Origin of the sequence: Natrialba magadii ATCC 43099, assembly GCF_000025625.1 — an archaeon.
GTDB lineage: Archaea > Halobacteriota > Halobacteria > Halobacteriales > Natrialbaceae > Natrialba > Natrialba magadii.
This window is the reverse complement of the sequence record NC_013922.1, coordinates 872,175-886,741: the sequence shown is the minus strand read 5'-3', so window position 1 is coordinate 886,741 and position 14,567 is coordinate 872,175. Positions and strand designations below refer to the sequence as shown.

The 14,567-nt window shown below is 63.3% G+C and carries 12 protein-coding genes; 6 read left to right on the top strand and 6 right to left on the bottom strand.

Going from position 1 to position 14,567, the window contains the following annotated elements; translation table 11 throughout:
- Positions 1–154: 154 nt before the first annotated feature.
- Positions 155–1,027, bottom strand: a complete 873-nt coding sequence (locus tag NMAG_RS04145) for a ZIP family metal transporter (protein WP_004216644.1) — start codon at positions 1,025–1,027, stop codon at positions 155–157.
- A 102-nt stretch (positions 1,028–1,129) separates the two neighbouring features.
- Here NMAG_RS04145 and tenA point away from each other — a divergent pair, with 102 nt between their 5' ends.
- Both tenA and NMAG_RS04135 read left to right on the top strand, forming a co-directional pair.
- Positions 1,130–1,789 carry a thiaminase II gene (gene tenA, locus NMAG_RS04140; protein WP_004216642.1) on the top strand — a complete coding sequence of 220 codons (660 nt, stop codon included), beginning with the start codon at positions 1,130–1,132 and terminating at the stop codon, positions 1,787–1,789.
- A gap of 163 nt (positions 1,790–1,952) precedes the next feature.
- Positions 1,953–2,612, top strand: coding sequence for a CPBP family intramembrane glutamic endopeptidase (locus NMAG_RS04135; RefSeq protein ID WP_004216641.1), 660 nt, complete (start codon positions 1,953–1,955; stop codon positions 2,610–2,612).
- 17 nt (positions 2,613–2,629) lie between these two features.
- Here NMAG_RS04135 and NMAG_RS04130 read toward each other — a convergent pair whose 3' ends face one another.
- A complete protein-coding gene (locus tag NMAG_RS04130) occupies positions 2,630–3,286 on the bottom strand; it encodes a hypothetical protein (RefSeq protein ID WP_004216640.1) in 657 nt (218 codons plus the stop codon).
- Between the two features lie 239 nt (positions 3,287–3,525).
- Between NMAG_RS04130 and rqcH the strand changes: the two genes are divergently transcribed.
- The gene (rqcH, locus tag NMAG_RS04125; RefSeq protein WP_004216639.1) at positions 3,526–5,709 is read left to right on the top strand and encodes a ribosome rescue protein RqcH; all 2,184 of its coding nucleotides are present in this window, start codon (positions 3,526–3,528) and stop codon (positions 5,707–5,709) included.
- 300 nt (positions 5,710–6,009) lie between these two features.
- Positions 6,010–6,975 carry a peptidoglycan recognition protein family protein gene (locus NMAG_RS04120; protein ID WP_004216638.1) on the top strand — a complete coding sequence of 322 codons (966 nt, stop codon included), beginning with the start codon at positions 6,010–6,012 and terminating at the stop codon, positions 6,973–6,975.
- A gap of 62 nt (positions 6,976–7,037) precedes the next feature.
- On the opposite strand, the gene NMAG_RS04115 is transcribed toward NMAG_RS04120, so the two are convergent.
- Positions 7,038–7,598 (bottom strand): hypothetical protein, encoded by a 561-nt coding sequence (locus tag NMAG_RS04115; RefSeq protein WP_012996430.1) that lies wholly within the window; start codon positions 7,596–7,598, stop codon positions 7,038–7,040.
- A gap of 203 nt (positions 7,599–7,801) precedes the next feature.
- Here NMAG_RS04115 and NMAG_RS04110 point away from each other — a divergent pair, with 203 nt between their 5' ends.
- Together NMAG_RS04110 and NMAG_RS04105 are read left to right on the top strand one after the other, a co-directional pair.
- Positions 7,802–8,869 carry an mRNA surveillance protein pelota gene (locus NMAG_RS04110; protein ID WP_004216636.1) on the top strand — a complete coding sequence of 356 codons (1,068 nt, stop codon included), beginning with the start codon at positions 7,802–7,804 and terminating at the stop codon, positions 8,867–8,869.
- 70 nt (positions 8,870–8,939) lie between these two features.
- Positions 8,940–9,305 carry a hypothetical protein gene (locus NMAG_RS04105; RefSeq protein ID WP_004216635.1) on the top strand — a complete coding sequence of 122 codons (366 nt, stop codon included), beginning with the start codon at positions 8,940–8,942 and terminating at the stop codon, positions 9,303–9,305.
- A 24-nt stretch (positions 9,306–9,329) separates the two neighbouring features.
- On the opposite strand, the gene NMAG_RS04100 is transcribed toward NMAG_RS04105, so the two are convergent.
- From NMAG_RS04100 to NMAG_RS04090, 3 genes are all read right to left on the bottom strand, one after another.
- A complete protein-coding gene (locus NMAG_RS04100; protein ID WP_004216634.1) occupies positions 9,330–10,079 on the bottom strand; it encodes a TrmB family transcriptional regulator in 750 nt (249 codons plus the stop codon).
- Positions 10,076–13,471, bottom strand: a complete 3,396-nt coding sequence (locus NMAG_RS04095; RefSeq protein ID WP_004216633.1) for an MMPL family transporter — start codon at positions 13,469–13,471, stop codon at positions 10,076–10,078. The genes NMAG_RS04100 and NMAG_RS04095 overlap by 4 nt, the downstream gene beginning before the upstream one ends.
- Before the next feature lie 264 nt (positions 13,472–13,735).
- Positions 13,736–14,470, bottom strand: coding sequence for an MBL fold metallo-hydrolase (locus NMAG_RS04090; RefSeq protein WP_004216632.1), 735 nt, complete (start codon positions 14,468–14,470; stop codon positions 13,736–13,738).
- Positions 14,471–14,567 lie beyond the last annotated feature (97 nt).

Genomic DNA, 14,567 nt, shown 5'->3' with positions numbered 1-14,567 from the left:
ATCGCCAGCCTGCTCGGCGATCAGTGTGTAACTAGTTGCAGTTGTTACTATAGCATTGCTCCGGGAACAGCAGGAAGGCGGTTCCAAACAAGGACCGGCCTGAATACGACAACGCCCGGCGTGGCAGCTCCAACTTCGCTTCGGACCCGCCCCGTCACACTGCGAGCACCGTATCCACGACCAACATCAGCGCGAAGCCGAGGATGAACGCTGCCGTCGCGGTGTCGGCGTAGCCGTGGCCGTGACTCGAGGGGACGAGTTCGCGGAAGACGACGGCGATCATCGCGCCCGCGGCGAAGCCGGCGGCCACCGGTAAGAGCCCGGTGACCACGGTGACGAGTGCGAAGCCGGCCGCCGCGGCGAGCGGCTCCGGGACACCGCCGGAGAGGGTCGTATAGACCAGCGTTTTCTGCCGGGAGACGCCCGCCCGGACAGCGGGAACGGCCATCGCGAACCCGTCGGGGACGTTCTGGACGGCAATCGCGGTCGCAATGGCGAACCCGACCGCGGACTCGCCGCTGGCGAACGCGATGCCGACCGCGAACCTCTCGGGCACGTTGTGGATCGTGACGGCGCTGCCGACGAGGGTGGCGCGACGGAGGTCGTCGCCGACTGTGTCGTCGTCGCCAGTTCTGTCGCTGTTGTCGTCGCTGTCGGCTTCGATGCCATGGATTCCATTCGCACCAGCCTCACCAACGGGATCGACCGACGGCTCGACGATTGCCGTCCCCTCGACCCGATCCGCCCGGAACCGGAGGTGAAGATGGGGCAACACCGCGTTCCCGATCAGCAAGACCGCACCGCCCGCGAGCACGCCAGCGACGACCTCGAGTGGCGAACCCAACTCGAGTCCGGGCACGATGAGCGCGAAGACGACCGCGACGACCATGATCCCAGCAGCGAGTCCGAGTGCACCGTCGTAGACGCGGTGGCTGATGCGGTCGGTGAGAAAGAGCGGGAGCGCACCGAGTCCCGTCACCCCGCCCGCGACGGCGGCGACGAGGACGACCTCCGCGAGCGAAACCATACCAGCCGTTCACCGACGGTCGGGAAAGGCGTCCCTGGCGTTCTCGAGTATAAGCAGATTATAGCACTAGCTTATATTACTGTGCAGCGCCGTCGATAGCGTATGGCATTCAGTGACCAGCTTCTCGAGGAAGGGACCCACATCTGGGACGCACAGAAGAGCCACCCGTTCGTCACCGAACTCGCCGCCGGCACGCTCGACGAGGCTGCCTTCAAGCACTGGGTGAAACAGGACTACCGGTACCTGCTCGACTACGCGCGCCTGTTCTCCATCGCTGGCGCGAAGGCACGCGACGAGGCGACGATGACTCACCTGCTCGGCGTCGCTCACGAGGTGCTCGACTACGAGATGGATCTCCACCGCGAGTTCGCCGCGGACTACGGCATTTCACAGGCCGAACTCGAGTCCACCGAGAAAGCACCGACCTGCATCGCCTACACAAGTTTCCTCGTTCGAACGGCCCACGAGGGCTCGCTCGCCGAAATTGCGGGTGCGCTCTACCCGTGCATGCAGGGCTACCTCGACGTCGGCGAGCACATGGCCGACCTCGCCACCGAAGAGCACCAGTACACTCCCTTCATCGAGATGTACACGAGCGACGAGTTCCGCGACGCCACAGCGTGGTGTCGCGACTTTGTCGACGACTGCGGCGAGCGCTACCCAGGTGAGCACGACGCGATGCGCGAGGCGTTCCTGACGAGCGCGAAACTCGAGTACCGGTTCTGGGAGATGGCATACACGCAGGAAGGATGGGAGCTGTGAGGTCGGTGGCGCGGTTCTGATTTTGACGGTCGTTCTGGTTCGGCTTTGAGTCGGTTCTGCGTCGCGGCTCGGGAGACATCCGGAAATCGTCCGTTTGTTGCGCCATCTGTCAAAGGAGCCATCAGTCAGAACACCTAAGGTGTATCGTTCAGTTGGCTACCCCATGCGTTCGATTGCCACGCACGAACACTCCCGTCTCACGCTCGTTGCCATCGTGCTGGCGCTTTTCGGGCTCCTTCTGACGATTCCGTTCGAGACTGTGACCGGCTGGTCGCTCTCCGGCGTCGACGTGGCTGTCTACAAGTGGGTTCTCGCTGTGGGACTCTGTCTATTCGTCGTTGGGATCGAGAACCGCTCGCTGTCGTCGATCGGGTTTCGACGGCCCGACCGGTGGGACCTCGCCATTACCGTCGGGCTCTGGCTCGCCATCATGCTCTCGGTTGGGGTCATGCAATCGCTGCTCGGCCAGTTCGGGCTACTCGAGACGGCCAGCGGCAACGGAACACCCCCTGAGGGCACCGAACTGTACTGGACGCTGTTCATCGCCGCCACCGCCGGCGTCACCGAAGAAGTGCTGTACCGGGGATACGCACTCGAACGACTCGAGGCGGTCACGGCGTCGACGTGGGTCGCCGGGATCGTGACGGCGACCGTGTTCGTTCTCATCCATATCGGTGACGGGGTTGTCGGAATGCTCGTCTTCGTGCCAGCAGCCATTCTGTTGACCGTGGCCTACGTCTGGCGGCGAACCCTCTTCGTGGTCGTGGGAGCACACGTCGCGGTCAACACCGTCCCGCTCGTGTTGTTGGCTCTGAGTGCGTGAGAGCGCGTCCCTCTTTCTCAGTCGATCGTCACTTCGAGCTCCAGCAGCCCCAGATACGAGGGCGCGTTGCCGCTCGTTCGGAACTCAGTCGGCGAGGAATCGACGAGCTGGAAGAACTCAGACTGCGTCGAGGGATGCATCGTCGACCCGTCCTCGCGCTGGAGGTACGCCGGCGCGTTCGTCCGGCGCATGTACTCGAGTTGTTCCTGCCAGGCGTCGCCGCCGTAGAGGAAGATGCCGAACGAGAACCGGCCAGCGGCGACGGCATCCTGTTTGGTCTCGAACTGCTCGGCCTCCTCGACGCGGTACTCCTCGTCGCTGATCCAGGCGAGCGCCGCGATACCGGGTGCCTGCACGAGGTAGACGTCCCAGGAGTTGGTCTTGTCGAAGATGCCCCAGGTGTTTCGTGAGCCGACGGAGTTCACCTCGACGCTGAAGGCGGGCCGGCCGCGTGACCCCGTCGGCTCGTGGACGAAGGTTGCGTCGTAGCCGGGAACGCGAATTCCACGGTCGTGGTAGGCGATTCCCTCGGCCTCGATTCCGAGGTCGTGTTGTTCTGAAAGCTGCTCGACCAGTTCGAGCACCGGAATACCACCGGTGTCCTCGAGTCGCTCCAGAATTGGAGGTAACTCGAGGAGGGCCTGCCAGGAGGCGTTGTCCTGTGGTGCGCTCATGGCTGTCGATCGCCCCCGTGTGCGTCGGTGCGGTTCGTCGACTCGCTCACAGCGTTCATACCGGTATGCAGTGGGTCGGGCGGGATTAGCCTTTCCGACTGTCGAGCAGAGCGTCGTCTGAGGGCTGTGGTTGTTGCATTCGGACGTGTGCTGCGAAGGCGACGAGTGGCGACCAAACCAGCGGACGACGCCCGCCACGGAGCGACACGCCTTTTTGACCGCGCGGGGCACTCTGTTGTATGGATCCAAAGCGGGAGCTGACGAGCGTCGATCTCGCCGCCCTCGTCCGCGAGTTCGGCACCTACGAGGGCGCGAAGGTCGACAAAGCCTATCGCTACGGCGACGACCTCGTCCGCCTCAAAATGCGCGACTTCGACCGCGGCCGCATCGAACTGCTGCTCGAGGTCGGCGAGGTCAAACGAGCCCACACGGTCGCCCAAGAGCGGGTGCCGGACGCCCCCGGCCGACCGCCACAGTTCGCGATGATGCTGCGCAACCGACTCTCCGGCGCGGACTTCGCCGGCGTCGAACAGTACGAGTTCGACCGGATACTCGAGTTCACCTTCGAGCGCGACGACGGGACGACCCGGCTTATCGTCGAGCTGTTCGGACAAGGAAACGTCGCAGTCACGGACGGCGAGTACGAGGTAATCGACTGTCTGGAGACAGTGCGGCTCAAGTCACGAACGGTCGTGCCGGGATCGCGATACGAGTTCCCGGACACGCGGACGAATCCGCTGACGGTCTCCCGAGAGGTCTTCGCTCACGAGATGGAGGAGTCGGATACGGACGTGGTGCGAACCCTCGCGACACAGCTCAACTTCGGTGGGCTGTACGCCGAGGAGATCTGTACCCGCGCTGGCGTCGAGAAGGCGATGGATATCGGCGACGCCGACGAGGAGACCTACGACAGGCTCTACGAGGCGATCGAACGGCTCGCATTGGATATCCGGAACGGGAACTTCAATTCGCGACTGTATCGGGAGTCGGCGGACGAAAGCGAGAGTGCGGACGACGACAACAACGAGGACCGCGCCAACGACGATGGCGACACCGGCCGCGTCGTCGACGTCACGCCGTTCCCACTCGAGGAGCACGACGAAGCCGGCTTCGACGGCGAGCCGTACGACACCTTCCTCGACGCGCTCGACGACTACTTCTTCCACCTCGAACTGGAAGACGAGGAGGAGCCGGATCCGACGAGCCAGCGCCCCGATTTCGGGGAAGAGATCGCCAAACACGAGCGGATCATCGAGCAACAGCAGGGTGCGATCGAAGGCTTCGAGCAGGAGGCCGAGAACCTGCGCGAGAACGCCGAGTTGCTCTACGCCAACTACGGCCTCGTCGACGACATCCTCTCGACGATACAGGAGGCTCGCGCGCAGGACCGGCCCTGGGACGAAATCGAGGCGCGATTCGAGGACGGTGCCGAGCAGGGCATCGAAGCCGCCGAGGCAGTCATCGACGTCGACGGCAGCGAGGGAATCGTCACCGTCGACGTCGACGGCGAGTACATCGAACTCGTCGCACACGACGGCGTCGAGCAGAACGCGGACCGCCTCTACACCGAGGCGAAACGCGTCGCGGAGAAAAAAGAGGGTGCGCTCGCGGCTATCGAAGACACCAGAGAGGACCTGAAAGATGCGAAGCGGCGCCGCGACGAGTGGGAAGAACAGGACGGCAAACCGGGCGCGGGCGACGAGGACGAAGACGACGAGGACGACGACCGCGACTGGCTCGCCGAGTCCTCCATTCCGATTCGAGAGAACGAGCCCTGGTTCGACCGGTTCCGCTGGTTCCACACCAGCGACGGCTACCTCGTGATCGGCGGCCGGGACGCAGACCAGAACGAGGAACTGGTGAAGAAGTATCTCGAACCCGGCGACAAGGTACTTCACACTCAGGCACACGGCGGTCCGGTCACGGTGCTGAAGGCGACCGATCCGAGCGAGGCCTCCTCTTCGGACATCGAACTGCCGGAGTCGAGCATCGAGGAGGCCGCACAGTTCGCAGTCTCGTACTCCTCGGTCTGGAAGGACGGCCGCTATGCGGGTGACGTCTACGCTGTCGACTCCGATCAGGTGACCAAGACACCGGAGAGCGGCGAGTACCTGGAGAAAGGCGGGTTCGCCATCCGCGGCGACCGAACCTACTACCGCGACACCCCCGTCGGTGCCGCAGTCGGCATCCAGTGTGAGCCCTACACTCGCGTCATCGGCGGCCCGCCGTCGGCCATCGAGGGCACCGCGGAGACGACGATCGAACTCGAGCCGGGTCGGTACGCGCAGGCCGACGCGGCCAAACGACTGTACCGTCGCTTCCGTGACCGCTTCGAAGACGAGACGTTCGTGCGGAAGATCGCCAGCCCTGACCGTATTCAGCACTTCATGCCGCCGGGCGGGAGCCGGATTGCAGAGGAATAGACCGCTCTGCCGTCCGCTCGAGACACAGCGACACAAGACGGCCCTGAACTGTCGTCGAGACTGTTTCTGATGCGGTTGTTCCAGTCAGTTCTGGTCAGTTCTGGTGTGCCCACGCTCTATCTCCGACTGTGCCGGTGACCTGTTCGATCAGCCGGAGCGTATGGAGGTGTCTGCACGCACTGGCGACCTTCCCTCCGACTTTCGACTTCTGTTTCGCTACCTGTGCTAGCGGCCGTAACCGAAATTCGACACCCAAATATCCAATAGTTATTAGTATCTGTGTTGTGTGATAGTCTTTCTATGTGCCTTGATTGCACCACACACGATCCGGACGGCGAACAGCACTCGAGTACCGACGACCGAGAGACGACCAGCCATAGCAACTGGAAGCGGCGATCGTTTCTCCAGGCGACCGGTGTTGCCGCCGGGACCGGGACGATACTCGGAACCCAGGTAGATCGGACAGCAGCCTCACACACCGAGTGCGACGCCGCGGACCGCTGGGTCGAGGCGGCGAACCACAGCGCGCGCGACCATAGCATCGACTGGATTGTCATCCACGTCACTGCCGGCGCATATCAGGGCGCGCTCAACACCCTCACCAGTTCGGACTCGGGCGTCAGTTCTCACTACCTCGTGAAGAACTACGACTGGACCGACGGCCCCGAGGCAGGTCACGTCGACCAGCTGGTTCACCACGACCGCGCGGCCTGGCACGCCCGATCCATCGCGAATCATCGCTCAATCGGTATCGAACACGAGTGGTTCGACGACAACGGCATCTCCGACGCCTGCTACGAGTCTTCCGCCGAACTCGTACGCTGCATTGCGGACATGCACGACATCCCACTCGAGTTCTATACGAGCAACACCTGCATCCAGAACGAGTCGGGAGGGATCATCGGCCACACGCACGTGCCGGATGGCGACTGCAGTAGCTTCCACCACGGTGGTCGTACCTGTCCGTATCCGGACTGGGATATGGATCACTTCGAGAGTCTGGTGAAAGAGGAGGACGGTGGCGGTGGCGGTGGTGGTGGCGGCGACGAGTTCCAGGACGGCGACCAGGTCGTCACGACGACGGATCTGAACGGGCGCGAACAGCCGTGTCTCAACGACGATGTCGTGTTGACGCTGCCCGAGGGAACCCAGGCCGAGGTGATGAACGGCCCCGAGGAGTGTGATGACATCACCTGGTGGGGGCTGTACGTTCCATCGGAGAACGAGTGGGTCTGGTGTTCGGAAAACTATCTGGCTCACGCCTGAGTGCGTCATGCGGAACGGTGTGGATACCGGAGACGCCCGCTATCCACTCACCGAACGACTGCTTACTGGACGGAGTCCTCAGTGTCGGACAGGTCGTCGAATGATTCTGCGCCCCCCTCATCGCGGTTTTGGTCGATTTCCATAGCCAGCTTTCGTTCGGACGCGTCGTAGGACGATCCGAGCGCGATCAGAAAACCAACCATCGCAGTGATCAGTGCGACACTGCCGATTGCGACGATACCGATCGAAGCCAGCATGCCGGTCAGGACCTGTCCGGCAGTCAGCAGCGAGACAGCGGTAACGGCTGCGATGAGTGTAAGTAGTCGGGCGAGTCTCCCCGTATCGAGACCACGGTAGGTCCGCTCGCCGGTCGTATCGAGCAACACTGACAGAATCCCAGTATAGGTATCGTCAGTTCTGGCGTTTCCGAGCGAGTGAATCGACTGCACGACCCATGCACCGGCGGCAAAGCCAAGGAGTGAAACGAACGCGACGAGCCCGAGTTGTCCATCGACGAACAGTCCGCCCAAAATCGCGCCCACGAACGCCACAGCCATAATGGCGTGTGTCAGCAGCGATCGAGTACCAAAGTCTTCGAGTCGAGTCGTATATTCCGTACTCATACGGGAGATAGGCCTACAGAAGTAATAACGGCGCTTCCTAACCCTGTTGGACGCAACCACTCCGACATTTGTCCACTCTACACCGAACCGACCGACTCGGGTGAGATAGTTCCTGTCACCGATTTCTCTCCTGGACGGTGCGTGACTATCGTTGCACCGGCCGATCCGTCACGCACTTACCGTGACCCCGAGAACAGCACCGTATGCAAATCAAAGACCGGGAACCGCTCGACGGCGGACGCGAGCGGGTTACCGTCGTCCCCGAGAGCGTCGACGACCTCTGGCACCTCCAGTACGTGCTAGAGCCCGGCGACCGCGTTGCCGGCGATACGACCCGACGGATCCAGCGTAACGACGATCAGATGCGAGATACCGGTGGCGAACGCGAGCACATGTGGGTCGCCATCGCCGTCGAGGACATCGAGTTCCACAAGTTCGCGAACCGACTGCGCGTCGGCGGCGAGATCGTCGCCTGTTCGCGCGAGGACCAACTCGGCTTTCACCACACCCTGAACGTCGAGGAACGCGAAGAGCTCTCGATCGAGAAGCGCTTCAAACCCGACCAGGAAGCCCGTCTCGAGGAAGCCGAGGAGGCAACCGAGAACCCGGATGTCGCCATCGCCACCGTCGAGGAAGGACAGGCCCACGTGCACACGGTCGCCCAGTACGGCACCGAGGAACGAGCCACGATCACCGGCCCCACCGGAAAGGGGGAGTACGCCCGCGAACGCTCAGAGCTGTTCGCCGAACTCGGCGACGTACTCAGGCGACAGGACGCGGACGCGATCATCCTCGCCGGACCGGGCTTTACGAAACAGGACGCCAGATCGTACCTCGAGGACAACGAGCCCGAAGTCGCCGAGAAGATCACGATGGTCGACACGGCGAGCGTCGGTGACCGGGGCGTCCACGAAGTCCTGAAGCGCGGTGCCGTCGCAGACGTCCAACAGGAGACGCGCATCGAGAGCGAGGCCGAGTACATCGACGAACTCACCGAACGCATCGCACAGGGTGCGAAGGCAGCGTATGGCCCCGAGGAGGTCCAGCAGGCCGCCGAGTTCGGCGCGATCGAGCGCCTGCTCATCCTCGACGACCGCCTGCGCAAGGAGCGCGGCCCCGACGGCGAGTGGGCCATCGACGTCGACCAGGTCGTGCGCACGGCCGAACAGAAAGGCGGCGAGGTCACCGTCTTCTCGAGTGAGTTCCCGCCTGGCCAACAGCTCTCGAACCTCGGTGGCATTGCGGCGCTGTTACGATACCGACTCGAGTAGCCCGCAGTTCGAGTACTCACCCCTCACCCCTCACCCCTCACCTCTCACCCCTCACCCCCCGCCACGTGCCATGCCCCTCAGTTCGACGCTCTGGCTTGCCGCCGTGCTTACCTATGGTATCGGCGACCTCGTGACGACCGCGGTCGGCCTCAGACACACCCAGATCGAGGAAGGAATGCCGTTCGCACGGCAGCTACTCGGTGAGCCACCGTCGGCGTGGGGGGTCGTCCGCTTCGGGCTGTTCAAGATCGTGCTGTTCGCGGCGTTCTACCTCGGCGCGGTGGCGATGGCTCGGTTCGCGCCGGGTACTCGAGTCGACCTGCTCGTGCCGCTGGCGATTACGGTGGTCGGTGTGGCTGCGGTGGGGAACAATGTGCGAGTGATTCGGCAGGTTCGTGGTCGTGGTCGTGGTCGTGGTCGCCGTCGCCACCGCTGAGATGATTCTGGTGTTTGCGGCCCGTCAGCGAAGCTCCTCACTCGCCTCGATCAGCTGAATCAGCACGGACGCGAACAGCGAGCCTGAACTCCAGATCGCGGTTTCGCCGCCGCTGTCGTCGACGACGCTCAGCAACAACGCGTCGTCGTCGACGATGAGGATTCGTCCCGACCGCTCGTCGTCCTCGCGGTGTGTCGGCGGGAGATCCGTCGTGACTCCCTCGAGGGAGCCGAGTCTGTCTCGGACGCCCTCGTCACGGCTGACGACGGTGACGGCGACGCCGACCGCGGCACTGCTCTCGAGTGCGTCGCCCAGCGCGGGGGTGACGAGGTCGGGGAGTCGAGTGCCGAACAGGACCCGGTCGTCGGCGTTCGAGACCAGATCGACGACGCGGTCATCGACGCGTTCGCGGCCGCGAACCGTCCAGATGTCCTCCTGGGTTTCCTCCTCGGCGGAGTCGCGTTTGACCTGCTCGACGTACTCGAACGCGCGTTCCTGTTCGCGCTCGAAACGGTTCTGGAGGGTCGTCTGGGCTTCGTCGATGCTGACCGGGCGATAGCGGATCGGACTCGCCTGCTGAACAGCGAGGAGACCACGTTCCTCCAAGCTCTCGGCGACGCTGTAGACCTGTGAGCGCGGGACATCGGTCGTTCGGGCGACGTCCCGGGCCGTGCCGGAACCGAGTTGCTGGAGGGCGATGAAGACCTTGGCCTCGTAGCTGGTGAGGCCGAGGCGTTCGAAGGCGTCGATGGCGGCGCTCTCGTCGCTGGTCATTGGTCGTCACCTGCGGGTGGCGTTCGGTCGTCTGTTTCGGTTTCGGTTGTCGTCTCGTCGGTGTCTGTTTCGGTTTCGGTTGTCGTCTCGTCGGTGTCTGTTTCGGTTTCGGTTGTCGTCTCGTCAGTGTCTGTTTCGGTTTCAGTCTCTGCAGTTGCATCGACGGCTGCAGCCGAGCTCGCATCCCCATCTCCATCCAGCGCACGTCCACCATCGCTCGCCGTCGGCGTCGGCTGTCGGGCCTGATCGATGTCGAACGACACGTCCGGGCCGAAGTACCGCGTCCACAGCGCGAGGAGCGTCGGCAACACGACGACGCTCGCGAGGAACGCGTACGTGATCGTCAGCCCGGTGATGATCCCGAACTGGCGGAGTACGGGCAGGATGGCGAACACGAGCGTCCCGAAGCCGCCGACAGTGGTGACCGCGCTGCCGAGCAGCGCGCCACCGGTGCCGGTGACGGTCGTGTGCATCGCCGCCCAGACGTTGCCCTGGCGCTCGAGTTCGAGCGTGTAGCGCGAGCTAATGTGGATGCTGTAGGCCACACCGAGCCCGATGGTGAGGCTGGTGATCATCCCCGTCAGGACGTTGAAGGGCATCCCGATGAGATACATCGTGCCGAGAATCCAGCTGACGGCGAACGCGACCGGCAGCAGAGTGACGGCACCGAGACTGGCGCTATTCCCGGTTAGCCAGTAGGCCACCGTGAGGAACGTGAAGACGGCAACCAGCGTAATCAGCAGGCTCTGTAAGACGGTATCGAGCAGATCCTGTTCGACGAGATAGTTGACGATCGGATCGCCGGTCGCGATGGCGCTGACGGCGAGTTCGTCGTCGGTGTCGGTGTCGGTGTCGGTGTCGGTGTCGGTGGGGCCATCGACCGCCGTTCCGACCGTTCGCTCGTCACCGGCACCCTCGCTGTCGATGCCCGCTGCGATAGCGCGCATTTCCTCGGTCGCGTCACCGAAGTCGGCGTCGCCCTGGATGGCGACGATCAGCCGGACGGACTCGTACCCGCCGTCGTCAGTCTGGTGGATGACCTCACTCGCGCCTGCGTCGTTCGCCTCGAAGAGTTCGTCATACAGTTCTGCGATGTTTTCGTCGGGGATGTCGTCACCGGTCGTATCCGCCGCAGTGTAGGTCTCGTTGAACGACTCGTTCTGTGCTGCGGTGTCTTCCATCACCGAGAGCGGCCCCTCGACGTCCGCTTCGCCGGTCGCCAGCGTATACGTGACCGGACTCTCTGCTGCTGCCTCCCCGGCGGCGTCGAGGCGCTCTACGGTCTCCGCGTCGGTCACATTACCTTCCACGAGTATCTGGGCCTGCGTGTCCTCGCGCTGGAAGTTCTCGTTGACGAAATCGAGGTCGTCGGCCGCCTGGTACTCACCGGGGCTCATCCCGCCAGGCAGGTTCTCGGTCCACGCCGGCGGACTCTCTGCGAGGAACTCCTCCTCGTCGAAGCTCGTGTCGACCTGGCTCGCGCCGTAGACGCCGCCTGCGGTCAACAGCAGAACTGCGATCAGGATCACGAGCGGAATGCGCCGCGCAGCGGTCGAACCGAGCGTAAGCACGCTACTGAAGCGCCCGCCACCCGTCCCGAACGCGCGCCGGTGGCGGTCGTAGCCACGGGACTCGAGTACCGAGTCGAGTTCGACTTTGGCGGCCGGGATCAGCCCGCCGAAGACGATTAGCGCGGCGACGATCCCAACAGAGCTGACGACCCCGAACTCCTGAATGGGGGCGATCGGACTGACGAGGTTCGCGAGGAAGCCGATAGCGGTCGTCGCGGTCACCCAGACGAGCGCGACGCCGACGCCGGCGAGTGCGATGGACATCGAACCGCGAACGGTGTCGGCGTCGCCCGTCTCTCGATCGGTGTCGTCTGACCGAACCGCCTCGCGTTGCTCGCGGTGGCGCATGAAGACGTGGATCGCATAGTCGATCGAGAGCCCGATCAACAGGACCGGGACGGCGATCATCATCTGGTTGAACGCGATTCCGGCCCAACCCATGAAGCCGAACGTCCAGAGCAAGACTGTGCCGATACCGACCACGCCGAGGACGATGTCGAGCGGGTCGCGGTAGGCGATTATCAGCGCGGCGACGACGAACGTCAGCGCGAGCGGCCCGACGATCGAGAGGCTGTCGCCCATCGAACGGTCGATCTCGTCCGTGATGACACCGACACCGAAGACGACGTACTCGTGTTCGTGCTCGCCTGCGAGGTCGCGCAGATCGAGCTGTGCGTCGATCACCGCGTCGTCGCCAGCGCCCATCTCCATCTCACCCGCTGCCTCCTGCGTGAGCACCGTCATCCGCGCGTCCGCCTCGGCGGTGCCGGGCTCGTAGTCCGACGGCATGAACGCGAGTGCGGCACCGTCGTTCTCGTCGTCATCAGAGAGGGTATCCGTCAGGATGTCTTCGAACTCGTCCTCGTCGAGTTCCTCGAGTGCCTCGAGCTGTTCGTCGAGCGTTGGATCAGGCTCACTCTCCTCGAGTTCGGCCTGGTCTTCCTCTAGCTGGTTACCGTCCGCCTCGAGTTGCTCGTACTCGTCTTCGAGGACGCCCATCGTCGCACCGGTGTAGACGTCTTCGAGGTTCTCAGAGGTCTCCTGGTACTCGGGGACTTCCTCGGGATTCTCGGCTTGCTGTTCGATCTGGAACAGCTGTGATTCGAGGAAGCGCGCCTGATCGGCGAACTCCTCGTACTCCTCGGCCTGCTCGTCGTCGAGGCCGGCCGTCACCTCGTCCAGCAGGGCATCGTACTCGTTTTCGAGTTCGGCGACACCTTCCTGGTATTCGGGGTCGTCTTCGTCGTACGTTGCGCTCAGTTGCTCCTGTTCGCGCTGGATCTCGCGCGCGTCGTCGATGCCGGCCTCGAGTTGTGCGCTCGTCTCCTCGAGTTCACCTTCGCGCTGTTCGAGTTCTGCGCCGCGCTCTTCGAGATCAGCGGCCTGCTCCGTGGTGATTGCCGTGATCGCGACGACGTTCTCGACGCCAGTGATGACATCACCTTCGCTGTCGTAGGCGAGCGTCTCGTTGATTGATTCGTTGTTACGAATCTCCTGCTGGAACTCGAGTGACTCGATGAGTGAGTCCTGTGAGAGGACGTTTTCAGCGGTTGCGTTGGTGTCTACGCCGTCGCCACCGCCATCACCGCGGTGGATCAACTGCACTGTCGTCGTGTCCTCCTGATCCTCCGCGACGAATCGCTCGTCGATGTCCTCGAGTGCTTCGGCTTCGGGCGAGTCGGTTTCGAACTGATCGAGCGAGGAATCGTCGTCGACCATTGGGACGCCCGCGCCGACGAGGGCGGTCAGCACGAGGAGGACGACGAGAACGAGTCGCGAGTGGGAGGTCAGAAGGTCTGCGACCCGTTTTGGTGCGCTCATCTGGTCTCCTCCGTCTCGACAGACGGTAGGTAGTGCGCCCGGCCGCTGTGGACCCTGTTGCGGGTGCTTGCAACCGTTTGCGGGTTTGTCCTTGGTCGGTCCGTTGCGGTCAAGGCCGGTGATGCGTCGCTGGGGACCATGCTGTTGTTATGATCCTACAAACGCGGTCGCTTATACGTGTTTGGAGAGTTACATATTTCTGACTGTCACGAAATCAGATGCGTTGCACCAGCACGAAAAGAACCACAGGGCGTATTCAGCCTGTCACTCGATTGAAATCGTTTTGAGGTCTTCGGCGAATCGAACGTCGCCGTCGTACTGTCGCCCGATCGATTCGAGCATCTCCTCGTGACGGCCCTCGGTGTGCGGATAGAGGTGTGTCAGGTAAACGCGGCCGATTTCTCGACCCGCAAGTTCACGCCCGAGCGTCTCCGGTGTCGGATGGTTGGACACGTCGACGTCGTCGGGGAACGAGCAATCGTGAGCCAGGATTGCAGCGCCTTCGGCGAAGTTCGCCAGCCCGGCGAAGGCCTCACTGTCGCCGCTGAAGACGAAGCGGTCGTCGAACCGATAGGCCAGACACGGCAGCGAGTGACGTGTCTCGTAGGCAGAGACATCAAAGCCTGCGACGGTGAACTCGCCGGGAACGACCTCCCGTACCTGCAGATCGAGTTTGTCCTGCATGTATTCGTGGACGTCGAGGAGGTCGTCAAGGAGCCCCTTGGTCCCCTGCGGACCGACGACTTCCAGGTGTTCCTCGCCGGCGAGCCAGCGGGCTTTCATCAACGGGAGGAGGTCGGCGACGTGGTCCAAGTGGTGGTGAGTGAGCAACACCGTTGAGACGTTCTCGTAGCCGACGCCGGACTGCTGGAGGCGATGGAGGACACCGGAGCCACAGTCGATCAGTAGCTGTCGGCCGTCGTTCTGGACGAGAATGCCGGTCTGGAAGCGCTCACCGGTCGGCATCGCGCTCCCGGTCCCGAGGAACGTGACGTGCATACGCGAGTGTGTGACGGCCCGACCGATAAGGGTAGTCCCTTTGAACCGGTGATCTGCAGGGCACTGTCTAGATGTGAGTTTGAGGAACGAACAGGTA